A 26,296-nucleotide genomic window follows, 5' to 3' on the forward strand; every position below is an offset into this window, starting at 1 on the left:
AGCCGGAAAACCCGGTGCGCCGGAGGGTTGCGGCCACGTAATCTGTCGCGGCCGTCATTACGCCTTACGGAGCGCTCCTTGCCCAGTCCCTATCGCGCGATCTTCGCCGCCCCCGGCAGCAAAGCGTTCTCCGCCGCCGGCTTCCTCGGCCGGATGCCGCTGTCCATGATGGGCGTGGGCATCGTGGTGATGATCTCCCAGCTCACCGGCCGGTACGGCCTGGCGGGCGCGCTCTCGGCGACGCTCGCGCTGTCGGCCGCGGCCGTGGGCCCGCAGGTCTCCCGGCTGGTCGACCGGCACGGCCAGGCCCGGGTGCTGCGCCCGGCGACGCTGATCTGCGTCGCCGCCGTCGCGGGGCTGCTGGTCTGCGCCCAGCAGGGCGCTCCGGACTGGACGCTGTTCGTCTTCGCCGCCGGCGCGGGCTGTGTCCCCAGCGTCGGGGCGATGGTCCGGGCCCGCTGGGCGGCGCTCTACCGGGGCAGGCCGCGCGAGCTGCACACGGCGTATTCGTGGGAGTCCATAGCGGACGAGATCTGCTTCATCTTCGGTCCGATCATCTCCATCGGCCTGTCCACGGCGTGGTTCCCCGAGGCGGGACCGCTGCTCGCCACCCTGTTTCTGCTCGCGGGGGTCTTCTGGCTGACGGCGCAGCGCGCCACCGAACCCGCGCCTCATCCGCGCGAGGAGCACTCGGGCGCATCGCCGCTGCGCTCCCGGGGGCTCCAGGTCCTGGTGGCCGCGTTCGTCGCGACCGGCGCGATCTTCGGCGCGGTCGACGTGGTGACGGTGGCGTTCGCCGAGGAACAGGGCAACAAGGCGGCGGCGAGCCTGGTCCTCGCGGTGTACGCGCTGGGCTCCTGCCTGGCCGGGGCGGTCTTCGGCCTGCTGCACGTCCGGGGAGAACCGGCCAGGCGCTGGCTGCTGGGCATCGGTGTGATGGCCGTGAGTATGATCCCCCTCCTACTGGCCGGGAACCTGCTCTTTCTGGCCGTGGCGCTCTTTGTCGCGGGTCTGTCCGTGGCGCCGACGATGGTGACCACGATGGCCCTCGTCGAAGCGCACGTACCGCGCACCAAGCTGACCGAGGGAATGACCTGGACCAGTACCGGGCTCGCGGTCGGAGTGGCGCTTGGCTCGTCGGCCGCCGGCTGGGCGGTGGACGCGGCCGGCGCGGGAGCGGGGTACACGGTGCCCGTCGCGGCGGGAGCGCTCGCGGCCGCGGTGGCGTTCCTGGGGTACCGCCGGCTGGCGAGGCCGGCGCCGACTCAGGGAGGGCGCGGGGCTGATGAGCGCAGCGACGAGCACGGCATCAAGGGCGCGGACGAAGAGCGCGTGGCGTAACTGGGCCGGGAATGTGCGGGCCCGCCCGGCGCGGGAGGTCTCCCCCGCCTCCCCGGAGGAGCTCGCCGAGACGGTGCGCGGCGCCGCTGAGAACGGTCTGAGGGTCAAGGCGGTCGGCGCCGGGCACTCGTTCACCGCGGCCGCCGCCACCGACGGGGTGCTGATCCGGCCGGAGCTGCTGACCGGCATACGGCAGATCGACCGCACCGCCATGACGGTGACCGTGGCGGCGGGCACTCCGCTCAAGCGGCTCAACGCGGCCCTCGCCCGGGAGGGGCTGTCGCTGACCAACATGGGCGACATCATGGAGCAGACGGTCGCCGGCGCGACGTCCACCGGCACCCATGGCACGGGCCGTGAGTCGGCCTCCATCGCGGCGCAGATCACGGCGCTGGAGTTGGTCACCGCGGACGGGTCGCTGCTGCGCTGCTCGGCGGAGGAGAACCCGGACGTGTTCGCGGCGGCGCGGATCGGACTCGGGGCGCTGGGCGTGCTCAGTGCGATCACTTTCGCCGTCGAGCCGGTGTTTCTGCTGACGGCCCGTGAGGAGCCGATGGGGTTCGACCGGGTGACGGCGGAGTTCGACGCGTTGTGTGCGGAGAACGAGCACTTCGAGTTCTACTGGTTCCCACACACCGGCAACTGCAACACCAAGCGGAACAACCGCAGCGCGGGGCCCGCCGCTCCCCCGGGCCGGATCAGCGGCTGGATCGAGGACGAACTGCTGTCCAACGGGCTCTTTCAGGTGGTCAATTCCGTCGGCCGGGCGGTGCCCGCGACCATACCGGCGATCGCCAAGGTCTCCAGCCGGGCGCTGTCCGCACGTACGTACACCGACATTCCGTACAAGGTCTTCACATCTCCGCGCCGGGTCCGGTTCGTGGAGATGGAGTACGCGGTGCCCAGGGAGGCGGCGGTCGAGGCGCTGCGCGAGGTGCGGGCGATGATCGACCGCTCGCCGCTGCGGGTCAGCTTCCCGGTGGAGGTGCGTACGGCGCCGGCCGACGACATCGCCCTGTCCACGGCGTCGGGCCGGGAGAGCGCCTATGTCGCCGTGCATATGTACCGGGGCACTCCGTACCGCGCGTATTTCACGGCGGTGGAGCGGATCATGACGGCGCACGGCGGGCGGCCCCACTGGGGCAAGGTGCACACGCGCGACGCGGAGTATCTGGCGGAGGTCTATCCGCGGTTCGGCGAGTTCACGGCGGTACGGGACCGGCTGGACCCGGACCGGGTGTTCGGCAACGACTATCTGCGGCGGGTGCTGGGCGACTGACGTCCGCCGTCGTCTCTCATCCGACGCCCCCGGACTGGTCGGCAGACCCGGACCGGCCCGACTGGCCCGACTGTGCGGGCGGGGTGGGCGTGGACGGAGGTGTGGGCGTCGGGGTGGGAGACGGGTCGCCGCCGGAAGACGCCGAGGGGTCGGGAGTGGGCTCGGGGTCGGGGCCGGTCGTCGGGTCGCCGCCGGAGCCGTCCGGGGCGTCGGGGCTCTGGCCGCCGCCGGGAGTCTGCCCCTGGCCCTCCTCCTGACCGGGCCGCGAGTTCGGGTCACCGCCGCCGTCGTCGTCACCGGGGGCCGGAGGCGGGGAGTCCGTCGATGACGTTCCGCCGGACGGGGACCCTCCGCCGCTGCCGCCGCCCCCTGTGACGACGGAGCCGATAGTGGTGCCCTTGCCTCCGCCCAGCTCGGAGCCGGAGGCCAGTTCGTACGCCGTGATGCCGCCCATCGCGACGGCGAACACGACCCCTGCCGCGAGGGCGGACCGCTTCCAGCCGCGCATCCGAGTGCCGTGCGTGGTGGCCTCGTTGTACTCGCCGTACTGGATGCCCTCCGAGGCGGGATTGGCCTGCCGCCGCTTGGACTGCACGGTCGCATCACGGATCTGCTCCCCCGTGCGCCGGAAGAGATGCTGGAAGACCGGGCCTCCGCAGGTGGCGACGACGCTGACGACGCCGGCGCCGAGAATGGTTCCGTACACGCCGAGTTGAGAGGCGAGCACCGCGGCGGCGACAGCGGCGAGCGTGCTGCCCGCGACCTGGGGAACGCTCAGCTCAAGCCGCCGGTTTGCCGTTTCGCCCTGTTTCGGCTTGTGATCCATCTCCGTCCCTTCAGCACCCAAGGTCCCTTCAGTCCCGGCATGCACCAGGTAGGGACATTTGAGCGAAGGGAATAGTTCCGTATCTGCCGATTCTGTGAAGCAGAACACCCGCCCACCGGCGCTTATGACGCCCTGTTCCGCCCCTGGTGAGAAGTTCGGCGGCGCGGCGGTCCACCCTCGTGGCCCGAATGGAGTACTGTGGCGAGCCCTGGGCCCGTCTCCCTTTCGGGTGTTCGGGCCCCAGGTAGGGGGCCGAAGGCGGCGCTCAATCCGGCGGCGTCGCTACACCGCACGGGTGCCTGCTGTCCAGAGTGACGATCTCCGTTACTCAGAGTGGCAAAAGGGTAACCGTGCCATAACGGCGATCCAGGGCGTGTGCCCGACACGCCGGGCAACTCGGCAAGGTTGTGGCAGGCTGCACCCGGGCAGGCCACACTCGACTAGCGGAAGCAGCGACGCACGTGACGTCGGCAGGCACCACCCGGGAGGTCCCCATGCCCGAACTGCGTGTCGTGGCCGTCTCCAACGACGGCACACGGCTGGTGCTGAAGGCTGCGGACAGTACGGAATACACGCTTCCGATTGACGAGCGGCTGCGCGCCGCCGTACGCAACGACCGCGCCCGTCTCGGCCAGATCGAGATCGAGGTGGAGAGCCATCTCAGGCCGCGTGACATCCAGGCGCGTATACGCGCGGGCGCGTCGGCGGAAGAGGTCGCACAGCTCGCCGGGATTCCGGTGGAACGGGTGCGGCGCTTCGAGGGCCCGGTGCTCGCGGAGCGCGCCTTCATGGCGGAGCGCGCCCGCAAGACCCCGGTGCGCCGTCCCGGCGAGAACACCGGGCCGCAGCTCGGCGAGGCCGTGCAGGAGCGGCTGATGCTGCGCGGCGCCGAGAAGGACACAGCGCAGTGGGACTCCTGGCGCCGGGACGACGGCACCTGGGAGGTGCTGCTCGTCTACCGGGTGGCGGGTGAGCCGCACTCGGCGAGCTGGACGTACGATCCGCCGCGGCGGCTGGTGCAGGCCGTCGACGACGAAGCGCGGGCGCTGATCGGCGAGACAGACGACACGATCACGACGGCGCAGGAGCCGAGCTTCCCGTTTGTGCCGCGGATCGCGCGGCTGCCGAGGGAGCGGACGGATCGTCATGACCGTCACCAGGACCGGAATGACCGGGATCCGGACAGGGCGTCGGACCAGCGGCCCGAGCGGGCCGAAAAACCCGACGACGACGGGGGCGGCGAGCGGGACTCCCTGACCAGCCTGCTGGAGGCGGTGCCGAGCTTCCGGGGCGACATGGTGGTGCCCGAGCGGGCCGCGGCCGCGGAGCCCGCCGCCCAGTCGGCGGAGTCCGCGGCCGAGGAGCCCGAGTCGGAGGAATCGGTTGCCCCCGCGGCGTCCGCGGGCGCGGGGTCCGCGTACGCGGACGTCCTGATGCCGCGGTCGGTCTCGGGTCACCGGGACCGGCTCACCGGCACGACCGACCGCCAGGCGGAGGCGGATGGTGTGCGGCCGGGGCGGCGGGCGGCGGTGCCGAGCTGGGACGAGATCGTTTTCGGCACGCGCCGCAAGAAGCAGGACTAACGGGGGTCGTGTGGGGGGCTTCGCCCCCCACACCCCCGGCGGGGTGCCTGATCCCCCACCCGCCCGGGCCACGGGCCCGGCTGGGGCGGCGGCGCGTCAGGGGGCGGGGTCAGGCCCCGTCGCGACCCCCCGGGAGGGGTCCCGTACCCACTCGGACCACGACCCGGCGTACAACGCCCCGCGGAACCCCGCGATCTCCAGCGCCAGCACCTCGTGCGCGGCCGAGACCCCGGACCCGCAGTACACGCCGATCTCCTTCGCGTCCTCGGACGCGCCCAGGGCGCGGAAGCGCTCCGCCAAGGCGTCGGCGGGCAGGAAGCGGCCGTCGGGCCCCGCGTTCTCCGTGGTGGGCGCGGAGACCGCGCCGGGGATGTGCCCGGCGACGGGGTCGATCGGTTCCGTCTCCCCCCGGTACCGCTCCCCCGCCCGCGCGTCCAGCAGCAGCCCGCTGCGCGCATGCTGCGCAGCCCCGTCCGCGTCCAGCAGCGGCATCGCGCCGGGGACCGGGGTGAAGTCACCGGGCGGGGGCGCCGGCTCCTCGGTCGACAGGGGCCCGCGCCAGGCGGGGAGGCCGCCGTCGAGGACGCGTACCTCCTCGTGCCCGGTCCACCGCAGGAGCCACCACGCACGCGCCGCGGCCCACCCGATCCCCCCGTCGTACACCACGACCGGCGTCCCGGCCGACAGCCCGGCCCGGCGCATCGCCGCGCCGAACGCCGCCAGGTCCGGCAGCGGATGCCGGCCGCCGGCGCCGGGCGGCGAGGCCAGTTCCGCGTCGAGGTCGACGAAGACCGCGCCGGGCAGATGCCCCTGCTCGTACGCGCCGCGCCCATGCGGCCCGCCCAGCTGCCAGCGGATGTCGAGCAGCAGCGGCGGCCGCGGCCCGGTCAGCTCGGCGGCGAGTTCGGCAGCGGAGATGATGGGGTCCATGCGGCCATCCTCGCGCACGGGACCGCTGATCCGTAATGCCGCCGAACCGGCGGGGCTCGCCGCCGAACCGGAAAGCACATGACAAAACCGGCGTCCGCGAACGGGAACCCGCCAAATCCGGCGCGGTCAGGGCGCATCCGCGGCAGGGTGGTGCCACCATCTGCACGGGGCGTCACGGCCGGATCACCTGCGGCGAGCGCCCTGTCCCCCCGCACGGCCACCAAAATGGTCCGAGGAGTGAGTGACGACGATGACCGAGGCGGCGACTCGGCACGCGCCCGGCGCACCCTGCTGGGTGAGCCTGATGGTGCACGGCCTGGATGCTACGCAGGAGTTCTACGGCGATCTGTTCGGCTGGGAGTTCTCGCCCGGCCCCGGTCAGCTCGGCCCGTATGTGCGCGCGCTGCTCGGCGGCAAGGAAGTCGCCGGGATCGGGCGGCTTCCGGCCGACCGGCATCTGCCGATCGCCTGGACCCCGTATCTGGCGACGGATGACGCGGACGCCACGGCGGAGACGATCCGCAGCTGCGGCGGCACGGTCGGGGTCGGTCCGCTGGACGCCGCCGACGCCGGGCGCATGGCCATCGCCAGCGACCCCTCGGGCGCGGTCTTCGGCATCTGGCAGGCGGCCGCCCACCGTGGCATCGCACTGCGCGGCGCACACGGCACGCCCGTCTGGAACGAACTGCTGACCCAGGAGACCGCGTCGGTCGCCAAGTTCTACCAGACGCTGTTCGGTTATCACGTGGAGCGGGCCGAGCCGGGGGACGCGGACTGTGTGACGCTGCTCCTCGACGGCCGTCCCGTGGCCGCGCTGCACGGTCTGGGCAGCGCCCTGCCGCGCGACTGCGGACCGCACTGGATGACGTACTTCGAGGTGACGGACACCGACGAGGCGGTCCGGCGCGTCGTGGAGCTCGGCGGGCGGGTGCTGCGGCCGCCCCGCGAGGGGACCGCCGGGCGGCTGGCGACGGTGGCGGACCCGGAGGGCGCGGTGTTCACGGTCGTACGCTCCGCGGAGCGCTGAGCGCGCGACAGGGGGCCGACGGCCGGCTCAGCCGGAGGTGACGGGCAGGACGTCCGGTGAGAGCGCGGCCGCGCGGGCGCTGGCGGCCGTCATCCTGCGGCGGTGGTGACGGCGGCACAGGACCTCGTAACCGATCTCGTCCGGCGACTGGTTGACGTCGCCGACGACCACCTGCGCGCCTTCGACGACCATCTGGCCGCCGATGGTGCGCGCGTTGTGCGTGGCCCGGGCGCCGCACCAGCAGAGCGCCTCGACCTGGAGGACCTCCACCCGGTCGGCCAGCTCGACGAGCCGCTGCGAGCCGGGGAAGAGCTTGGAGCGGAAGTCGGTGGTGATGCCGAACGCGAAGACGTCGAGCCCCAGATCGTCGACGACGCGGGCGAGCTGGTCGATCTGTTCCGGGGCGAGGAACTGCGCCTCGTCGGCGATGACGTAGTCGCAACGCCCGCCCTTGGAAAGCGTGTCGACGACGTACGCGTAGAAGTCGAAGCCGTCCGCGGCCTCGACGGCGTCGGTGACCAGGCCGAGCCGGGAGGAGAGCTTTCCCTCGCCCGCCCGGTCGTCCCTGGTGAAGATCATGCCCTGGAGTCCGCGGGCGGATCTGTTGTGCTCGATCTGCAGAGCGAGGGTGCTCTTTCCGCAGTCCATCGTTCCGGAGAAGAACACCAGCTCGGGCATGGGGAAGCGACGGCCTTTCAGGTCGGTCGGGGGGGAAGGGCGATGCCGCCGCGGGCGGCGTGATGGAGCTATGAGCGTACTTCGAGGAGGGGGACGAGCTGTTCGACGGGGGTCATGGAGCCGTGCATGCCGACCATCGCGGACTCGTTGGGCTCCTGGACGGAGGCGGTGATCGCCACATCGTCGCAGGCCGCGGCGATGACATCGCCGATGCGGCCGTAGACGCGCTCGTCGATCCGCGGGCCGAACCAGCCCGCCTCGATCGCCTCGTCCCGGCTCGCCACCCAGAAGCGGTCCCCCAGCACCTCGCGCCAGACCGCCAGCACATCCGCCTGGGCGCCGGGGACGGCGTAGACATGGCGGGCGCGGCCCTCGCCGCCCAGCAGGGCGACTCCGGCGCGCAGCTCCCAGTCCTCGTCGACGTCGATGCGCGACTCCTCGTCGAAGGGGATGTCGATCATGCCGTGGTCGGCGGTGACATAGAGCGCGGCGCGGGGCGGAAGCTGTTCGGCGAGGCGCTGGACCAGCCGGTCGACGTACATCACCTGGCCGCGCCAGGCGTCGGAGTCCACGCCGAAGCGATGCCCCTTGCCGTCGACCTCGCTGTAATAGGTGTAGATCAACGAGCGGTCGCCCGCGGCCAGTTGCGCGGCGGCCAGGTCCACCCGGTCCTCGCCGGTCAGACGGCCGTGGAAGGTGCCGCCGCTGAGTGCGATCTTCGTCAGGGGTGTCTGCGCGAAGTCGGGGGACGACACCTGGGCGGTGTGGACGCCCGCCGCGGCGGCGAGCTGGAAGACGGTCGGGTACGGCTGCCAGGCCGCCGGGTCCGTGTACGGCCGCCAGCGCAGCTGGTTCATCAGCTCGCCGGTGTCCGGGTTGCGCGCGGTGTAGCCGGGCAGCCCGTGCGCGCCGGGCGGCAGGCCGGTGCCGACGGAGGCCAGCGAGGTGGCGGTGGTGGCCGGGAAGCCGGCGGTGATCGGCCGGCCCGTGCCGCCGCGGGAGGTGGCCAGGAGCGAGGTGAGGTACGGGGCCTCGTCCGGGTGGTCCTTGATCTGCTGCCAGCCGAGGCCGTCGATCAGGAAGACGCAGTTCCGGTCGGCGGGGGCAAGTTCGGGGATCGCCGGGGTGAACCCCGGCACGCCCTGCCCGGCGGCGAGCGTCGGCAGCAGATCGGCGAGCGAGCCGACGCCGTACTCGGGTACGGGTGCGGCGCCGAGGGCGAGTGCGGCGGGTTCGTCGTCCGGCCAGGGAGCGGTGGGGGACTGCGGCTGGGCCATCAGCGCGCGGCGGCGGCCGTGGCCGCGGTGGCTTCGGAGATCGCCTGGGCGAAGGCGAGGGTCTGCCGGACGGCGTCCGGTCCGTCGCCCGCCTCGCTGACGCGCAGGCTCAGATCGTCGGCGGTGGCGTTGCCGGTGTAGCCGTGGTCGGCTTCGCAGTTCGGGTCGCCGCAGGCGGCGGGCTCCAGATCGAGGCGGGATACCGCGCCCCAGCCGACCGTCAGCACGACCTCGCGGGGCAGGGTGCCCGGGGTGTACGACTCCGGGTTGGAGACGACCCGGCTGACCACCACCGACGAGATGCGGTCGAGCTTGACCGACTCGGTGGAGGTGGTGGCGTACGGCGTCGGGGAGCTGGAGTCGGCGGCCTGCTCGTCGGTGTGGCTGACGATGAAGCGGTTGGGCGTCAGGACGAGGACGGTGACATGGCGGCGGACCTCGTTGGCGTCAAAGGTGGTCTCCTGGTGCACCAGGTACGAGGCGATCTGCTCGCCGCCGACGGCGGCCTCCACCGCCTCGGCCACCAGAGCGGGGTAGTAGCCGCTGCGCTCGATCGCCGCGCGCAGCCCCTGGGTCGTCGTACCGGTCTTCGCCATGCGGTCCATCCTACGGGGCTGCGGGAAGGGTGGGCGCTTTAGTAGCTGGGGAGCCGGCGGGGGCCCAGGTCGGTGCGGGCGGGGGGTGGGGCGAGGCGTACGGAAGCGCCGAGGACGGAGAGGCCGCGCTGGGCGACGGCGACCGGCTCCAGGCTGACGCCGACCACTTCGGGGTGGTCGTCTACGAGCCGGGACACCCGCTGGAGCAGTTCCTCCAGCGCCGGGGTGTCCACGGGTGCGGAGCCGCGCCAGCCGAAGAGGAGGGGTGCGGTCCGGATGGTTCTGATCAGTTCGGCGGCGTCCCGGTCGGTGACGGGGACGAGCCGGTGGGCGGTGTCTCCGAGCAGCTCGGACGCCGCCCCGGCGAGCCCGAAGGACAGCACCGCGCCGACGGCGGGGTCGATGGCGGCGCGTACGACGGTGTCGACGCCGCGGGGCGCCATGGCCTGCACCACGGGCTGCAGTTCCTCGGGCTTCCCGAGGGCGGCGGTCAACTCCGCGTAGGCCCTGCGCAGTTGTGCCTCGCCCGTCAGATCGAGCCGTACGCCTCCGAGGTCGGGGCGGTGGCGCAGGTGCGGGGCGGTCGTCTTGAGGGCCACGGGGTAGCCGAGGCGCTCGGCGGCCGCGACGGCCGCGTCGGGCGTGGGCGCGGGGAGGGCGGGCAGTACGGGGATGCCGTACCGCGCGAGGAGCGCGTGGGCGTCCTGGGGGGCGAGCGCCATGCCGCGCGGGTCGGCGTCCTGGCCGAGCGCCGCGGCGATCAGGGCGGCGGCCCCCTGCTCGTCGATGTCGTCGTACTCCGGCACCCTGCCGGGGTCGGCGGCCTGCCGCCGCCACTGCGCGTACCGCACGGCTTCGGCGAGCGCCCGCACGGCTCGCTCGGCGGCGGGGTACGCGGGGATCGCGGCCCGCGCGCCGGCGACCGGGCCGTACACGTCCGCGTCCCCGGAGCCCGACGCCTCACCCGCGTCCGGCGCACGGCCCGCCCCGGGCGCCGAGGACTCCCCGCCGGCCGCCCCGACGCGCCCGGGACCGGCATGCCGCTCAGTCGGTGTGCGGCCTGCGTCGACGGGTGGGCGCAAGCCGCCCTGCGCGGCGGTGACCGACTCGTCTGCGTCTCCCGCGCGTGCTCCGGATGTGACGCCGGGCGTGGCCTGGCGCACGCCGGGGCCGCCGCCCTGCCGCGGCTTCTCCGGCGGGCCGGAAGCTGCCGCGCCCGGCGCGGCCGCCCGCGCATCGCCGGTCGTCCCCCAGCCCGCGTCGGCGGCGTGCCCAGGGTGGGGCCGCTCCCCGGCGCCGTACGCCTCCGGCGGTGGAGCTGTGGGCGGCGGGGCCGTCGGGGGCCCGCCGCGGGGCCCCGCTGTGCCGGCCGCGGCGGCGAGGGCTTCGGCGAGGCCGCCCAGCTCGACGTGGACGACCGCGACGGGCTTCGCCGGGGAGGCGCCCGCCGCGTCCTGGAGTGCGGCGGCGAGGACCTCCCCGTCGCCGGACTCCGTCACGCCGTCCTCGGCGACCCAGGGGATCGCCGTGACCACCACCGCGTCGCACGCGTCGTCCGCCAGCGCCTCGGCGAGCGCGGCGCGGAAGTCGGCGGGCGTCGCGGCGGTGGTCAGATCGCGCGGCGGCAGCGGGCGCAGCCCCTCCGTGAGGCAGGCGTCGTAGGTGAGGAGCCCCAGGGACTCGGAGTTGCCGAGGATTGCGACGCGGGGACCGGCCGGCAAGGGCTGGTCGGCGAGCAGCAGTCCGGCGTCGATGAGTTCCGTGACGGTGTCCACGCGGATCACGCCCGCCTGGCGCAGCAGCGCCGAGACCGTGGCGTCCGGGATACGGGTCACGGGCACCGCGTGCCCCGGCGGCGCGCTCCCGCTGTGGCGTGCGCCCTTGACGACCACGACCGGCTTGACGGCCGCCGTACGCCGGGCCAGCCGGGTGAATTTGCGGGGGTTGCCGATCGACTCCAGATAGAGGAGGACGACATCGGTTTCGGGGTCCTCGTGCCAGTACTGGAGGAAGTCGTTGCCGGACACGTCCGCCCGGTTGCCGGACGAGATGAAGGCGGACAGGCCCGCGCCGCGCCGGTGCAGCCCGGACAGCAGGGCGATGCCGATCGCGCCGGACTGGGTGAACAGACCGATGCGGCCGCGCGCCGGGGAGTGCGGTGCGAGGGAGGCGTTGAGCCGGACGGCGGGCGCGGTGCTGATGATCCCGAAGGAGTTGGGGCCGATGATCCGCATCCCGTACGAGCGGGCCTGCCGTACCAGTTCGCGCTGTCGCTCCCGTCCGTCCGGCCCGCTCTCCGCGTATCCGGCGGTGACCACGACCAGGCCCTGCACCCCGTGCTCGCCGCAGTCGGCGACCGCGTCGGGGACCCGCTCGGCCGGTACGGCGACGACGGCCAGGTCCACCCGCTCGCCGCCGCGTTCGACGATCTCGCCGACGGAGCGGAAGGCCGGGACCCCGTCCGCCTCGGTCCAGTCCTCGGGGAAGGCGCGGTTGACCGCGTATGTGCGGCCGGTGTAGCCGCTGGCGAGGAGGTTGCGCAGGACGGTGCGCCCGACGCCGCCGGACGCCCGGCCGACGCCCACGACGGCGATGGAGCCGGGGGCGAGCAGCCGTCGTACGGAGCGGGCCTCGGCGCGCTGCTCGCGGGCGCGCTGGACCGCGAGGGACCGGGCGGTCGGCTCCAGGTCGAGGGTCAGATGCACGGAGCCGTCCTCGAAGCTGCGCTTCTGGGTGTAGCCGGCGTCCGTGAACACCTTGATCATTTTGTTGTTGGCGGGCAGCACCTCGGCGACGAAGCGGCGGATACCCCGTTCCCTGGCGACCGCGGCGATGTGCTCCAGCAGTGCGGAGGCCAGTCCGCGTCCCTGGTGGGCGTCCTGGACGAGGAAGGCGACCTCTGCCTGGTCGGCCGGCGCGGGCGCGGGCCGGCCGGCGGCGTCGATCCGGTCGTAGCGGACGGTGGCGATGAACTCGTCGCCGACGGTGGCGGCGAGTCCCACCCGGTCCACGTAGTCGTGATGGGTGAAGCGGTGGACGTCGCGGGCGGACAGCCGCGGGTAGGGCGCGAAGAAGCGGTAGTACTTCGACTCGTCGGAGACCTGCTCATAGAAGCTGACCAGGCGTTCCGCGTCGGCGGCTGTGATGGGCCTGATGTGCGCCGCGCCGCCGTCGCGCAGCACTACATCCGCCTCCCAGTGGTCGGGATAGGCGTGGTCGGGCGGCGTCCGCATGGGAAAATCGTACGGCCCGTCCACCGCTCGCGTCGGCGAATGACCGGGCCGCTGCCGGGCAGCCCCCAACCCATGAGAGACTGGTCTAGACAACCGCTAGCACCTGAAGGGCAACACCATGGCTGAGCGCCGCGTCAACGTCGGGTGGGCCGAGGGCCTGCACGCCCGCCCCGCCTCCATCTTCGTCCGCGCCGCCACGGCTTCCGGCGTCCCCATGACGATCGCCAAGGCCGACGGCAACCCGGTCAACGCCGCCTCCATGCTCGCGGTGCTCGGGCTGGGCGCGAAGGGCGGCGAGGAGATTGTGCTCGCCTCCGACTCCGAGGACGCCGAGGCTGCTCTGGACCGGCTGGCCAAGCTGGTCGCCGAGGGGCTTGAGGAACTGCCCGAGACCGTCTGAATCCCTTCAGGCCGCACCGGCTGGATTAAACGAAGCCGGCTGCATCCCGAATTCGGGATGCAGCCGGCTTCGCCATATTCAGGCAGCAACCGAAAATGCCCCTGAGTCGCCTTTCGGCGCCACCTGAATAACTAGCCCCACTTTTGTATACGGGGCTCTTGTTAACTTCGGACGCCCGCTGTGTTTACGGCGTGTTGCGAAGTCCTCACCCGCTCCGGGCGGCGCAGCCGGTGCGCGGCCGCCGCGCGTTCGGCGTGCAGCGCGGTGAGCGCCCGCGCCCGCTCCGCGTCGCCGCGCGCCACCGCGTCCACGATCGCGCCGTGCTCGGCCCAGGACTCCACGGGCCGGGCCGGCCGCTCGACCGCGTACATCCAGGCGATCTTGTGGCGGAGCTGGGTGAGCAGCGTGACCAGCCCCGGGCTGCCGGACGCCTGGGCAAGCGTCTCGTGGAACCAGCCGCCGAGTGAGCGCAGATCCTCCCCCTGGCCCCGGCGGGCCCGCTCCTGCCCCAGCCTGACCAGGCCGCGCAGCACCTTCAGATGGGCCTCGGTGCGGCGCTGGGCCGCGCGCGCGGCGGCCAGCGGCTCCAGCAGCTGGCGGATCTCCAGCAGGTCGGCGGCTTCCTGCTCGGTGGGTTCGGCGACGCAGGCGCCGGCGTGCCGCCGTGTGGTGACGAAGCCCTCGGACTCCAGCGTGCGCAGGGCCTCGCGCACGGGGACCCGGGAGACTCCGTAGCGGCGCGCCAGCAGTTCCTCGGTCAGCCTGCCGCCGGGGGCGAATACGCCGGAGACGATGTCGTCGCGGATCGCTGTGCATACCGAGTGCGCGGGAATGCGCATGACCCAACCTCCGCCTTAATCCACAGGAAACGCAGCCGATTGACGCCTGTTCGGCGACTCTAAGGCAGCGGACCGAATTTTCCGATGCCTTGCTGAGAATCATGGATATCTTTTGGCCAGCGGGGGATCGGGCGCGGCGCGAGCGCATCAAGGCCCCGGCGGCAATCGCCAGGGCCCTGACGGCGGCGAACAGGACCGGGCCGGGGCGGGGTGGCCGGGCCTGATCCGGTCGGGCCGGCTCGGGACGGTCGGTCAGACGTTGACGCCGTGCGAGCGCAGATAGGCGACCGGGTCGATGTCGGAGCCGTAGTCGGGGGTCGTACGCGCCTCGAAGTGGAGGTGCGGGCCCGTCGAGTTGCCGGTGGAGCCGGAGATGCCGATCTGCCCGCCCGCGGCGACCGACTGGCCGACGGAAACGGTGATCGCCGACAGATGGCCGTACTGGGTGTAGGTGCCGTCGTTCATCCGCAGAACGACGTTGTTGCCGTAGGCGCCGCCCCAGCCGGCCTCGACGACGGTGCCCGCGCCAACGGCGACAACCGTCGAGCCCGCGGGGGCGCGGAAGTCGACGCCGGAGTGGCTGCCGGAGGACCAGAGCGCACCGCCGGCCTTGTAGCCGGTGGTGACGAAGGTGCCGGCGACCGGGAGGCGGTAGGCGAGGCGCTTGCGCTCCGCCTCACGGGCGGCGCGCTCCTTGGCCTCACGGGCCTCCTTGGCGCGCTGCTCGGCCTTGCGCTTCGCCTCGGCGGCAGCCTTGGCGCGGGCCTTCGCCTTGGCCTCGGCCTCTTCGGCGGCCTTCTTCTGTGCGGCGGCCTGGGCGGCGATCTCGTCGGCGAGGGAGGTGACGGGGGCGACGAGCTGGTTCAGGCCGGTCTCCTCGGCGGCCGCGCTGACGCCGGTCTCGGCGGCGACGGCGGGGGCGGCGAGGGTTCCGATGACGCCGGTGGTGGCGAGGGTCGCGACGCCGGCCAGGTTCGCGCTCCTGCGCGTCAGTCGGCTCGGGGCACGGTGCTTCCCGGTGGCACGGGTGAACGCCATGGAGAGGCTGATCCTTTCCTTCCTTCTCGCCTACCGGGTTAGCTGACGGGTTCGGAGCAGGAAGGTCTCCTACGGGCACCGGCCGCGCGGCAGCGCGGCGGCGTCCGATTCACCCCGGGGAATTGGGTCCCCGGCTCCCCTGGCTCACGCCTGGCGGGGACTCGGCGATGGCTGCCCGTGCCGCGGGCGCGGCGGGACATGGGCGGACAGCCGGACCGACGCTAGGCGGCTCATCTTTCAATCACCAAACGGACAGCCTGTTTTGTAGCGCACGCCACAGGGCATACACGCCGCCTCACTAACAAAACAGACATAAGGCGAAACCCCGGCAATGCACTCATTGCCGGGGCGTCAGTCGCCGGTCACTCGCCGACTGCTCGCCGGTTAGTCGCCGGTCAGCCGGCGACCACCGTCACCTCGCCGATGCCCAGCGCCCTGACCGGCTCCTCGATCTGGGAGGCGTCCCCGACGAGGACCGTGACCAGCCGGTCGACGGGGAAGGCGCTCACGGCCGCGGCCGTCGCCTCGACCGTCCCGGTCTCGGCCAGCCGGGCGTACAGCTGCGCCTGGAAGTCGTCCGGGAGGAACTGCTCGACCTGGTCGGCGAGCGTGCCGGCCACCGAGGCGGCGGTCTCGTACTTCAGCGGGGCGACGCCCACGAGGTTCTGCACCGCGGCGTCCCGCTCGGCATCGGTGAGGCCCTCGGCGGCGAGCGTGCGCAGCACCTGCCACAGATCCCGCAGCGCCGGGCCGGTGTTGGGGGTGTCCACGGAGCCGCTGATCGCGAGCATCGCGGCGCCCGAGGCGTCCGGCGCGGAGCGCAGCACCTGGGCGAAGGCCCGCACGCCGTAGGTGTAGCCCTTCTCTTCCCGCAGCACACGGTCGAGGCGCGAGGTGAGGGTGCCGCCGAGGCAGTACGCCCCGAGCACCTGGGCGGGCCACTGGCGGTCATGGCGGTCGGGGCCGATCCGGCCGATGAGGAGCTGCGTCTGCACGGCGCCCGGACGGTCCACGATCACGACGCGGCCCGTGTCGTCGGCGGTGACGGGCGGTACGGGGCGGGGGGGCGCGCTGTCGCCGGTCCAGGCCCCCAGGGTGTCGGCGAGCACGGCGTCCAGGTCGACGCCTGCGAGATCGCCGACGATCACGGCCGTGGCGGTGGCGGGCCGCACATGCGCCTCGTAGAAGGCGCGCACGGCGGCCGCGTCGATCCGCGCCACGGTCTCCTCGGTGCCCTGGCGGGGCCGGGACATCCGCGAGGCCGCGGGGAACAGCTCCTTGGAGAGCTCCTTGGCGGCCCGACGGGCCGGGTTGGCCGTCTCATGCGGGATCTCGTCGAGGCGGTTGCGCACCAGCCGCTCGACCTCGTGGTCCGCGAACGCGGGCGCGCGCAGCGCCTCGGCGAGCAGGCCGAGCGCCTTGTGCAGCCGGGAGACGGGGACCTCAAGGGCGACCCGGACGCCGGGGTGGTCGGCGTGGGCGTCGAGGGTGGCCCCGCAGCGTTCGAGCTCTGCTGCGAACTCCTCGGCCGAGTGCTTGTCGGTGCCTTCGGACAGGGCGCGCGCCATGATCGTGGCGACGCCGTCGAGCCCTTCGGGCTCGGCGTCCAGCGGGGCGCCGAGGGAGATCTCGACGGCTGCCACCTGCTGGCCGGGACGGTGGCAGCGCAGCACGGTCAGGCCGTTGCCGAGAGTGCCGCGGTCGGGGGCGGGGAAGGCCCAGGGCTTGGGCTGACCGGCCGCCGGCTGCGGGTGGAGGTCCATGGTCACAACGGCGTCGCTCACTGGTCTGCCCCTTCGCGCTCGGCAGGCTCGCTGTTCTCGTCGGTCTCGGTCTCGGTGGCGGTCCCGGTCGCGTTGGCCGCGCCGTTTTCGCCGCCTTCGCCGGATTCACCGGCGGAGAGGGGCTCGTACACCAGCACCGCCCGGTTGTCGGGGCGCAGTCTGGCGGCGGCGACCGCCTGCACCTCCTCCGGGGTGATGTCCAGCAGCCGCTGGACGGCGGTGAGGGCGAGCTGCGGATCGCCGAACAGCACCGCGAACCGGCACAGTTCGTCGGCGCGGCCCGCGACCGTGCCCAGCCGGTCCAGCCACTCGCGCTCCAACTGGGCCTGGGCGCGCTCCATCTCCTCGGGCGTCGGCCCCTCCGCGGCGAACCGCGCCAGCTCCTCGTCGACGGCGGCCTCAATGGCCGGCACCTCGACCCCGCCCGAGGTCTTTACATCCAGCCAGCCGAGGGACGGCGCACCGGCCAGCCTCAGCAGGCCGAACCCGGCCGCCACGGCCGTCTGGTCGCGGCGCACCAGACGGTTGTGCAGCCGCGAGGACTCGCCGCCGCCGAGGACGGTGAGCGCCAGATCCGCGGCGTCGCACGCGCGCGTGCCGTCGTGGGGCAGCCGGTAGGCCGCCATCAGGGCGCGCGCCGGGACGTCCTCGCGGATCTCCTGGCGGAGCTGCTCGCCGACGAGGTCGGGCAGGGCGCCGTCGCGCGGGGGCTGCTTGCCCTCGTGGGAGGGGATGGAGCCGAAGTACTTCTCGATCCAGGCGAGCGTCTGCTCCGGGTCGATGTCGCCTACGACCGACAGCACCGCGTTGTTCGGCGCGTAGTACGTACGGAAGAAGGCGCGGGCGTCCTCAAGGGTCGCCGCGTCCAGATCGGCCATGGAGCCGATCGGTGTGTGGTGGTACGGGTGGCCCTCGGGGTAGACGAGGGCGGTGAGCCGCTCGAACGCCGTGCCGTACGGCACGTTGTCGTACCGCTGGCGGCGCTCGTTCTTGACCACGTCGCGCTGGTTCTCCATCGACTCGTCGTCGAGGGCGGCGAGCAGTGAGCCCATGCGGTCGGCTTCCAGCCACAGGGCCAGCTCCAGCTGGTGGGCGGGCATGGTCTCGAAGTAATTGGTGCGCTCGAAGCTGGTGGTGCCGTTGAGCGATCCGCCCGCGCCCTGCACCAGCTCGAAGTGGCCGTTCCCCGTCACCTGGGCGGAGCCCTGGAACATCAGGTGCTCGAAGAGGTGGGCGAGGCCGGTGCGGCCCTTGACTTCATGGCGCGAGCCGACGTCGTACCAGAGGCAGACCGCGGCGACCGGGGTCAGATGGTCCTCGGAGAGCACCACGCGCAGGCCGTTGGCCAGCCGGTGCTCTGTCGCCGTCAGGCCGCCTGTGCCGGCCTGCGCTGTGGCCGTGTGACCCATGGGCATGTAGGTCCCTTCGATCGCGATAAGGAGAACGTGATGGAGAAGTCCTGCCACTGTATGCAAGCGGGCTGACACCTGGCGAAGTTCCCCGGGCGGACGTGACCGGGTCGCGGTCGGGCTTGTCGGTGGGACGGTCCACAATGGTCGGCGTCACATCCAGTTCTGGCACGTGAAGGAGCAGCAGCCGCGATGGCCCGCCGCAGTACGAAGACCCCGCCGCCGGAGGATTTCGAGGAGCGGATCCTCGACATCGACGTCGTCGACGAGATGCAGGGCTCCTTCCTCGAGTACGCCTACTCGGTGATCTACTCCCGTGCCCTGCCGGACGCCCGTGACGGCATGAAGCCGGTCCACCGCCGGATCGTGTACCAGATGAACGAGATGGGGCTGCGCCCCGATCGCGGGTATGTGAAGTGCGCGCGGGTCGTCGGCGAGGTGATGGGAAAGCTGCATCCGCACGGCGACGCGTCGATCTACGATGCGCTGGTGCGGATGGCCCAGCCGTTCTCCATGCGGCTGCCGCTGGTGGACGGCCACGGCAACTTCGGCTCGCTGGGCAATGACGACCCGCCCGCGGCCATGCGGTACACCGAGTGCCGGATGGCCGATGCGACGTCGCTGATGACCGAGTCGATCGACGAGGACACAGTCGACTTCACCCCCAACTACGACGGTCAGGAGCGCGAGCCGGTCGCGCTGCCCGCCGCCTATCCGAATCTGCTGGTCAACGGCGCTTCGGGGATCGCGGTCGGCATGGCGACCAATATGCCGCCGCACAATCTGGGCGAGGTCATCGCCGCCGCCCGGCATCTGATCAGGCATCCGGGCGCGGACCTCGACACCCTGATGCGCTTCATCCCCGGCCCCGATCTGCCCACCGGAGGCAGGATCGTCGGGCTGAACGGCATCCGGGACGCCTACGAGACGGGCCGCGGCAGCTTCAAGATCCGCGCCACCGTTGCCGTCGAGAACGTCACAGCGCGCCGCAAGGGCCTGGTCGTCACCGAACTGCCCTTCACCGTCGGCCCGGAGAAGGTGATCGCCAAGATCAAGGATCTGGTGTCGGCGAAGAAGCTCCAGGGCATCGCGGACGTCAAGGACCTCACCGACCGCCAGCACGGTCTGCGGCTCGTCATCGAGGTGAAGAACGGCTTCATCCCTGAGGCGGTGCTGGAGCAGCTCTACAAGTTGACGCCGATGGAGGAGTCCTTCGGCATCAACAACGTGGCGCTGGTCGACGGCCAGCCGCTGACGCTCGGGCTGAAGGAGCTGCTGGAGGTCTATCTCGACCACCGCTTCAATGTGGTGCGGCGGCGCAGCGAGTTCCGGCGGGGCAAGAAGCGGGACCGGCTGCATCTGGTGGAGGGCCTGCTGGTCGCCCTGCTCGACATCGACGAGGTCATCCGCCTCATCCGGTCGAGCGAGAACTCGGCCCAGGCGAAGGAGCGGCTGATGGACCGCTTCTCGCTGAGCGAGGTCCAGACGCAGTACATCCTGGACACGCCGCTGCGCAGGCTCACCAAGTACGACCGGATTGAGCTGGAGGGCGAGCGCGACAAGCTCAATGCCGAGATCCAGGAGCTGACCGAGGTCCTGGAGTCGGACGCCAAGCTGCGCCGGCTCGTCTCCTCGGAGCTGGCCGCGGTGGCGAAGAAGTTCGGCGCCGACCGGCGCACGGTGCTGCTGGAGTCCGCGGGCGCCCCGGCGGCCGCGGCGGCGCTGGAGGTCGCCGACGACCCGTGCCGGGTGCTGCTCTCCTCGACCGGGCTGCTGGCGCGCACGCGCACGGCCGAGCCGCTGCCCGCGGAAGGCGGCAGGCGAGCCAAACACGATGTGATCATCTCGGCGGTGCCCGCGACACAGCGCGGCGAGGTGGGCGCGGTGACCTCGGCCGGGCGGCTGCTGCGGCTGTCGGTGATCGACCTGCCGCAGCTTCCCGAGACGTCGGCCGCGCCAAACCTGGCGGGCGGGGCGCCGCTCTCGGAGTTCCTGACGCTCGACGCGGACGAGTCCGTGGTCTGTCTCACCACGCTCGACGAGTCCTCACCGGGCCTCGCGATCGGCACGCTGCAGGGTGTGGTCAAGCGCGTCGTGCCGGACTATCCGGCGAACAAGGAAGAGCTGGAGGTCATCGCCCTCAAGGAGGGCGACCGGATCGTGGGCGCGGCCGAGCTGCGCACGGGCGAGGAGGATCTGGTCTTCATCACCTCCGATGCGCAGTTGCTGCGGTACCCGGCCGCGCAGGTCCGTCCGCAGGGACGTGCCGCGGGCGGCATGGCGGGGATCAAGCTGGCCCACGACGCCCGGGTGATCTCCTTCACCGCCGTCGACCCGGCGGCCGACGCCGTGGTGTTCACCTGCGCGGGCTCGCAGGGCACGCTCGACGACACCATCACCTCGGCGAAGCTCACCCCGTTCGACCAGTATCCGCGCAAGGGCCGGGCGACCGGCGGCGTGCGCTGCCAGCGCTTCCTCAAGGGCGAGGACGTGCTGGTCCTGGCCTGGGCGGGAGCGACCCCGGCGCGGGCCGCCCTGAAGAACGGCTCCCCGGCGGAGCTGCCGGAGCCCGACCCGAGGCGCGACGGCTCGGGCACGCCGCTGCCCAAGCAGATCGCGGTGGCAGCGGGCCCGGCGACCTGATGCCTTTTCCGGGGCCCCGCCCCCGGACCCCCGCCTCAGGCTTCGGACGGGCGGTCGTCCTGCCCGTCCGGCCGCGGCACATAGCGCAGGACGCCCCACATGCTCCGCTCGTCCGGGGCGTCCTGCGGACCGCTCTGGACGCAGGCCGCAAGCCCCTTCCGCAGCGTCTCCCGCTCGACGCCGGAGCCGATCAGCACCAGTTGGCTGAGCCGCTCCTCTGCCCGTGCCCAGGGCGCGGGATAGAACCGCAGAAACCGCCCGACGGCGTGGACCCCGTAACGGCGCTCCGGATCCCCCGCGCCGAAGTCGACGAACCCCTTGATCCGGTACAGCCCTTCGGGCCGCGCGTCGAGGAAGTCCATCAGCCGGCGCGGGTGCAGGGGCACGTCGGAGGTGAAGGCGACGCTCTCGTACACGGCGTGCGGATGGGCGTCGTGGTCGTGCTCCTCCGCGTACAGGTCCTCGAAGGAGAGCTGCCGCACGGCCTGGCTCTCCTCGTCCCGGCGCACCGCCCGGTCGAACAGCAGCTCGGGATCGACCCGGCCCTGTACGGCGCTGATCACCGCGGCCGGGGACCCTGCCCGCTCCAGCACCGACCCGATCGCGGAGCGCACCCGGTGCTGCTCCGTCCCGTCCACCCGGTCGGTCTTGTTGAGGACGATGAGATCGGCGATCCCGAGGTGCCGGTCGGTCTGAGGATGGCGCGCCCGGGTCGCGTCGAACTCCGCCGCGTCGACGACCTGCACAAGACCGCCGTACACGATCCGGTCGTTCTCGATGGCGAGGATCATCCGCACCAGTTCCTGGGGTTCGGCGAGGCCGCTCGCCTCGATGACGATCACGTCCAGGCGCGTGGACGGCCGGGTCAGCTTCTCCAGATAGTCGTCCAGTTCGCTCGCGTCGACGGCGCAGCACAGACAGCCGTTGCCCAGGGACACGGTGGAACCGACCTGCCCTGCCACGGTCATGGCGTCGATTCCGATGGAGCCGAAGTCGTTCACCATGACGCCGATGCGGGTGCCCCGGGCACTGCGCAGCAGATGGTTGAGCAGAGTCGTCTTTCCGGAGCCGAGGAAGCCCGCGAGGACGACGACGGGGATCTGCTGCGCGCTCAAGGATTGCCTCTCCTGGTGCGGTCTCGGTGTGCGGCGGACCCAGGATAGAAGGGCGGGCGAACGCGTCAGCCGGGGAGGGTTCCGCACGCCGGCGCCCAGCGCTTACCGTTCCCACGCATGAGCCCCGCACCGACCGCGTCACCCGCCCGCAGACCGCGGCTCGGCTGGCCGCGGCGGGTCTTCTCCCGCGTGCTGCTGATGGAACTGGCCATCGCCGCCGGGGTCGTGCTGCTGGCCACCGGAATGTTCCTCGCGCCGCTGAGCGCCCAGCTGGACGATCAGGCGATGCGCAGGGCGCTGGCCATCGCCCAGACCACCGCGTCCCCCGAGACGGCGGACAAGCTGCTCGGCTCACGCCCGCACCCGGACGGCCCGGTGCAGGCCGAAGCGGAACGCATCCGCAAGGCCACCGGCGCCGAGTATGTCGTGATCATGGACCGCCGGGGGGTGCGCTGGTCCCATACGACGCCCGGGCGGATCGGCCGGGTGGTCTCCACCGATCCCGGCGCGCCGCTGGCCGGCCGGCATGTGATGGAGATCGACAGCGGCACCCTCGGCCGGTCCGCCCGCGGGAAGGCGCCGCTGCGCGACAAGAGCGGCTCCATCGTGGGCGCGGTCTCGGTCGGCATCGAGTACGGCTCCGTACGCGACCGGCTGCTCGCGGCGATACCGGGGCTGCTCGCCTACGCGGGCGGGGCGCTGGCGGTCGGCGCGCTCGCGGCCTTCCTCATCTCCCGGAGGCTGCAGCGGCAGACCCACGACCTGGCCTTCTCCGACATATCCGCGCTGCTCGCGGAGCGGGAGGCGATGCTGCACGGCATCCGGGAGGGGGTGGTGGCACTGGACGCCTCGGGGCGCGTCCGGCTGCTCAACGACGAGGCTCAGCGGCTGCTCGGTCTTGACGCCGATGCGGCGGGCCGGGTGCTGGACGAGGCGCTGGGCGGCGGCGCCGGACGTACCGCCGATGTGCTGGCCGGACGGGTCGTCGGCGAGGATCTGCTCACGGTACGGGGCAGCCGCGTCCTGGTCGCCAACCGGATGCCCACCGACGACGGCGGGGCCGTGGTCACCCTCCGGGACCGCACCGAGCTGGAACGGCTGGGCCGGGAACTGGATTCCACCCGTGGTCTCATCGACGCCCTGCGCGCCCAGGACCATGAGCACGCCAACCGGCTGCACACGCTGCTGGGGCTGCTGGAGCTTCGGATGCACGACGAGGCGGTGCGGTTTCTCACGGAGGCGGTCGGGGTGCACCGGACGACTGCCGAGCAGGTCACGGAGAAGGTCCATGACCCGCTGCTCGCCGCACTGCTGGTGGGCAAGGCGACAGTGGCGGCCGAGCGGGGCGTCTCCCTGCGCCTCACACCCGGAACACTGCTCCCGGACCGGCTGGTGGACCCGCGCGGGCTGGTGACCGTCGTCGGGAATCTGGTGGACAACGCCCTCGACGCGGCGGCCGGTTCGGCCGGGGCCCGCGTGGAGGTGGAGCTGCGCGCGGAGGGCCGTACGGCGGTGCTGCGGGTCGCGGACAGCGGTCCGGGGGTGCCGCCCGACCGTCGCGAGCTGATCTTCACCGAGGGCTGGTCGACCAAGGACCGCCCTGCCCTCGGCGAACGGGGCCTCGGACTCGCCCTCGTCCGCCGCCTCGCCGAACGTCAGGGCGGCAGCGTCGCGGTGCGGGAAGCGGACGAAGGCGGCGCGCTCTTCTCGGTGGTCCTGCCTGAGGCGCTGACCGCCCCCGGAACGGTCGAAGCGCCCTCACCCGCGCCCACGCCGCCGTGCGACATCACGGCGCGGCCCCTGCTCTCCACTCCCCCCTCCCGGGCCCTGCGGGCCCGGGAGGCGCCCCCAGCACCGGGCGGCGCTCCTTGACGGGCAAACCTGCCGGTCGCGCCACTAGGCATCGATGCGCGAGCGGTCCAGCGTCGCCGCGGAGTTGCTGATGAACTCCTTGCGGGGCGCGACCTCATTGCCCATCAGCAGATCGAAGATCTGCTCGGAGGCTTCGAGGTCCCCGATGTTGATCCGGCGCAGGGTGCGATGGCGCGGGTCCATCGTGGTCTCCGCGAGCTGGTCGGCGTCCATCTCGCCCAGACCCTTGTAGCGCTGGATGGAGTCCTTGAAGCGGACGCCCTTGCGCTGGAACTCCAGCAGGGTCTCCCGCAGTTCGTTGTCCGAGTAGGTGTAGACGTACTTGTCCTGGCCCTTCTTGGGCTGGACCAGCTCGATGCGGTGCAGCGGCGGCACCGCGGCGAAGACCCGGCCCGCCTCCACCATCGGCCGCATATAGCGCTGGAAGAGCGTCAGCAGCAGACAGCGGATGTGGGCGCCGTCGACATCGGCGTCGACCAGCAGCACGATCTTGCCGTAGCGCGCGGCGTCGATGTCGAAGGTCCTGCCGGAGCCTGCTCCTATGACCTGGATGATCGCGCCGCACTCGGCGTTCTTGAGCATGTCCGAGACGGATGACTTCTGTACGTTGAGGATCTTGCCGCGGATGGGCAGCAGCGCCTGGAATTCGCTGTTCCGGGCGAGCTTGGCGGTGCCGAGCGCGGAGTCTCCCTCGACGATGAAGAGCTCGCTGCGCTCCACGTCGTCGCTGCGGCAGTCGGCGAGCTTGGCCGGCAGCGAGGAACTCTCCAGCGCGGTCTTCCTGCGCTGGGCCTCCTTGTGCTGGCGGGCCGCGATACGGGTGCGGGCGGCGGCGACGGCCTTCTCCAGCACGGCGCGGGCCTGCGCCTTGGCATCCCGCTTGGTGGAGGTCAGAAAGGCCTTCAGCTCCCTGGCCACCACATTGGCGACGATCCTGTTGGCCGCGGAGGTGCCGAGGACCTCCTTGGTCTGGCCCTCGAACTGCGGCTCCGCCAGCCGGACGGTGACCACGGCGGTAAGGCCCTCCAGGGCGTCGTCCTTGACGATGTCGTCCTCCGCGACCCGGAGCAGCTTGCTGGCGCGCAGCACCTCGTTGACCGTCTTGGTGACGGAGCGCTCGAAGCCGGTCACATGGGTGCCGCCCTTGGGGGTGGCGATGATGTTGACGAAGGACTTGACGGTGGTGTCGTAACCGGTGCCCCAGCGCAGGGCGACGTCGACGCCCAGCTCGCGGGTGACCTCGGTGGGGGTCATATGACCGCGGTCGTCGAGGACGGGGACGGTCTCCTTGAAGGTTCCCTGGCCGCTGAGGCGCAGCACATCGCAGACGGGCTTGTCGGGGGCGAGGTACTCGCAGAACTCGCTGATGCCTCCGTCGAAGCGGAAGATCTCCTCGCTTTTGCCCTCGCCCTCCAGGTCCCGCTCATCGCGGACCACGATGGTCAGCCCGGGCACCAGGAAGGCGGTCTGCCGTGCCCGCTGGTGGAGGGTGTCCAGGGAGAGTCTGGCGTCCTTGAGGAAGATCTGCCGGTCCGCCCAGAACCGCACACGCGTGCCGGTGCGGGTCCTGGGCACCCGCTTGCCCTTGATCAGGCCGCCCGACGGGTCGAAGGGGGCGTCGGGGCCCTGTTCCGTGAAGATCCCGGGCACACCGCGCCGGAAGCTGATCTTGTGGGTCGCGCTGTTGCGGTCCACCTCGACGTCGAGCCGGGCGGAGAGCGCGTTGACGACGGAGGCGCCCACTCCGTGCAGACCGCCGGAGGCGGCGTAGGAGCCGCCGCCGAACTTTCCGCCCGCGTGCAGCTTGGTCATCACGACCTCGACGCCCGAGAGGCCGGTCTTGGGCTCGACGTCGACCGGGATGCCCCGGCCGTTGTCCTTCACCTCGACGGAGCCGTCGTCGTGAAGCACGACCTCGATGTGGTCGCAGTGGCCGCCCAGTGCCTCGTCGACGGAGTTGTCGATGATTTCCCACAGGCAGTGCATCAGCCCGCGGCTGTCGGTGGAGCCGATATACATACCGGGGCGCTTGCGGACCGCTTCGAGGCCTTCAAGAACGAGCAGGTGCCGCGCGGTGTAGTTGGAACCGTCACGGTCTGCGGTCAGCAGCGCACTGGACGGCACGGACGTTTCGGCGGTCACGCGTTTCGCTCCTCGCTGAATTTCAGATGTGGCCCCGTGGGGTAAAGGCCCGGCGTCGGTCGCCGGACAGAGCGTACCGAGGCCTGGTAGAGCCGTTGTAACGCCACCCTAGTGATGTTCCATGCTAGTCCAGCATCGCATGAGTGTTCGATCCCCCGTGGGGGTGACGTGCACATCACGTTCCCTTCCAGGCATGAACCATTTAGGCTCCGGGCACGTCCTCATGAACAACCGGCAACCCGCCGGGAGGGCCCAAACGAGACAAGCAACGCGAAATCCGTAGA

Annotated in this window: 19 protein-coding genes and 1 riboswitch; of the genes, 7 read left to right on the plus strand and 12 right to left on the minus strand. The window is 72.1% G+C overall.

Translation table 11 applies throughout. From position 1 onward, the window contains the following. Positions 1-78 precede the first annotated feature (78 nt). Together OF819_RS13510 and OF819_RS13515 are read left to right on the plus strand one after the other, a co-directional pair. Positions 79-1,341, plus strand: coding sequence for an MFS transporter (locus OF819_RS13510; protein ID WP_267243727.1), 1,263 nt, complete (start codon positions 79-81; stop codon positions 1,339-1,341). After that, on the plus strand, positions 1,286-2,620 hold the full coding sequence (locus OF819_RS13515) for a D-arabinono-1,4-lactone oxidase (RefSeq protein WP_267243728.1): 1,335 nt from the start codon (positions 1,286-1,288) through the stop codon (positions 2,618-2,620). The genes OF819_RS13510 and OF819_RS13515 overlap by 56 nt, the downstream gene beginning before the upstream one ends. 16 nt (positions 2,621-2,636) lie before the next feature. Here OF819_RS13515 and OF819_RS13520 read toward each other — a convergent pair whose 3' ends face one another. After that, a complete protein-coding gene (locus OF819_RS13520) occupies positions 2,637-3,446 on the minus strand; it encodes a hypothetical protein (RefSeq protein WP_267243729.1) in 810 nt (269 codons plus the stop codon). A 461-nt stretch (positions 3,447-3,907) separates the two neighbouring features. On the opposite strand from OF819_RS13520, the gene sepH reads away from it, so the two are divergent. Further along, on the plus strand, positions 3,908-5,029 hold the full coding sequence (gene sepH, locus OF819_RS13525) for a septation protein SepH (protein ID WP_267243730.1): 1,122 nt from the start codon (positions 3,908-3,910) through the stop codon (positions 5,027-5,029). Between the two features lie 96 nt (positions 5,030-5,125). Here sepH and OF819_RS13530 read toward each other — a convergent pair whose 3' ends face one another. After that, the gene (locus tag OF819_RS13530) at positions 5,126-5,959 is read right to left on the minus strand and encodes a sulfurtransferase (RefSeq protein WP_267243731.1); all 834 of its coding nucleotides are present in this window, start codon (positions 5,957-5,959) and stop codon (positions 5,126-5,128) included. Between the two features lie 250 nt (positions 5,960-6,209). Here OF819_RS13530 and OF819_RS13535 point away from each other — a divergent pair, with 250 nt between their 5' ends. Then, positions 6,210-6,986, plus strand: coding sequence for a VOC family protein (locus tag OF819_RS13535; RefSeq protein WP_267243813.1), 777 nt, complete (start codon positions 6,210-6,212; stop codon positions 6,984-6,986). 27 nt (positions 6,987-7,013) lie between these two features. Here OF819_RS13535 and OF819_RS13540 read toward each other — a convergent pair whose 3' ends face one another. The 4 genes from OF819_RS13540 to OF819_RS13555 form a co-directional block, all read right to left on the minus strand. Then, positions 7,014-7,664: a thymidine kinase gene (locus tag OF819_RS13540; protein ID WP_267243732.1), complete on the minus strand. Its 651-nt coding sequence runs from the start codon at positions 7,662-7,664 to the stop codon at positions 7,014-7,016. 68 nt (positions 7,665-7,732) lie between these two features. Beyond that, complete coding sequence (locus OF819_RS13545) at positions 7,733-8,941, minus strand: alkaline phosphatase family protein (protein WP_267243733.1); 1,209 nt, start codon at positions 8,939-8,941, stop codon at positions 7,733-7,735. Further along, the gene (locus OF819_RS13550; protein ID WP_267243734.1) at positions 8,941-9,537 is read right to left on the minus strand and encodes a DUF5998 family protein; all 597 of its coding nucleotides are present in this window, start codon (positions 9,535-9,537) and stop codon (positions 8,941-8,943) included. Before OF819_RS13550 ends, OF819_RS13545 begins: the two co-directional genes overlap by 1 nt. A 38-nt stretch (positions 9,538-9,575) precedes the next feature. After that, positions 9,576-12,770 carry a GNAT family N-acetyltransferase gene (locus OF819_RS13555; RefSeq protein WP_267243735.1) on the minus strand — a complete coding sequence of 1,065 codons (3,195 nt, stop codon included), beginning with the start codon at positions 12,768-12,770 and terminating at the stop codon, positions 9,576-9,578. Between the two features lie 118 nt (positions 12,771-12,888). Between OF819_RS13555 and OF819_RS13560 the strand changes: the two genes are divergently transcribed. Beyond that, complete coding sequence (locus OF819_RS13560) at positions 12,889-13,170, plus strand: HPr family phosphocarrier protein (protein ID WP_267243736.1); 282 nt, start codon at positions 12,889-12,891, stop codon at positions 13,168-13,170. Positions 13,171-13,331: 161 nt separating this feature from the next. Here the strand turns inward: OF819_RS13560 and OF819_RS13565 are convergent, their stop codons facing one another. From OF819_RS13565 to OF819_RS13580, 4 genes are all read right to left on the minus strand, one after another. Next, positions 13,332-14,009 (minus strand): GntR family transcriptional regulator, encoded by a 678-nt coding sequence (locus OF819_RS13565; protein ID WP_267243737.1) that lies wholly within the window; start codon positions 14,007-14,009, stop codon positions 13,332-13,334. Positions 14,010-14,261: 252 nt separating this feature from the next. Further along, positions 14,262-15,047 carry a M23 family metallopeptidase gene (locus OF819_RS13570; RefSeq protein ID WP_267243738.1) on the minus strand — a complete coding sequence of 262 codons (786 nt, stop codon included), beginning with the start codon at positions 15,045-15,047 and terminating at the stop codon, positions 14,262-14,264. A gap of 13 nt (positions 15,048-15,060) precedes the next feature. Continuing rightward, positions 15,061-15,224, minus strand: a riboswitch (cyclic di-AMP (ydaO/yuaA leader). A 218-nt stretch (positions 15,225-15,442) separates the two neighbouring features. Beyond that, positions 15,443-16,810 carry a M16 family metallopeptidase gene (locus OF819_RS13575; RefSeq protein WP_416370532.1) on the minus strand — a complete coding sequence of 456 codons (1,368 nt, stop codon included), beginning with the start codon at positions 16,808-16,810 and terminating at the stop codon, positions 15,443-15,445. Positions 16,811-16,827: 17 nt separating this feature from the next. Then, positions 16,828-18,240: a M16 family metallopeptidase gene (locus tag OF819_RS13580; RefSeq protein WP_267243814.1), complete on the minus strand. Its 1,413-nt coding sequence runs from the start codon at positions 18,238-18,240 to the stop codon at positions 16,828-16,830. Between the two features lie 192 nt (positions 18,241-18,432). Here OF819_RS13580 and OF819_RS13585 point away from each other — a divergent pair, with 192 nt between their 5' ends. Then, positions 18,433-20,883, plus strand: a complete 2,451-nt coding sequence (locus OF819_RS13585; protein WP_267243740.1) for a DNA gyrase/topoisomerase IV subunit A — start codon at positions 18,433-18,435, stop codon at positions 20,881-20,883. A gap of 35 nt (positions 20,884-20,918) precedes the next feature. On the opposite strand, the gene OF819_RS13590 is transcribed toward OF819_RS13585, so the two are convergent. Then, positions 20,919-21,998 (minus strand): CobW family GTP-binding protein, encoded by a 1,080-nt coding sequence (locus tag OF819_RS13590; RefSeq protein ID WP_267243741.1) that lies wholly within the window; start codon positions 21,996-21,998, stop codon positions 20,919-20,921. Between the two features lie 117 nt (positions 21,999-22,115). Between OF819_RS13590 and OF819_RS13595 the strand changes: the two genes are divergently transcribed. Next, a complete protein-coding gene (locus tag OF819_RS13595; protein ID WP_267243742.1) occupies positions 22,116-23,870 on the plus strand; it encodes a sensor histidine kinase in 1,755 nt (584 codons plus the stop codon). A 24-nt stretch (positions 23,871-23,894) separates the two neighbouring features. On the opposite strand, the gene OF819_RS13600 is transcribed toward OF819_RS13595, so the two are convergent. Continuing rightward, positions 23,895-26,012, minus strand: coding sequence for a DNA gyrase/topoisomerase IV subunit B (locus tag OF819_RS13600; RefSeq protein ID WP_267243743.1), 2,118 nt, complete (start codon positions 26,010-26,012; stop codon positions 23,895-23,897). Between the last annotated feature and the right edge of the window lie 284 nt (positions 26,013-26,296).

This window comes from Streptomyces sp. PR69 (genome assembly GCF_026420845.1).
Lineage (GTDB): Bacteria > Actinomycetota > Actinomycetes > Streptomycetales > Streptomycetaceae > Streptomyces.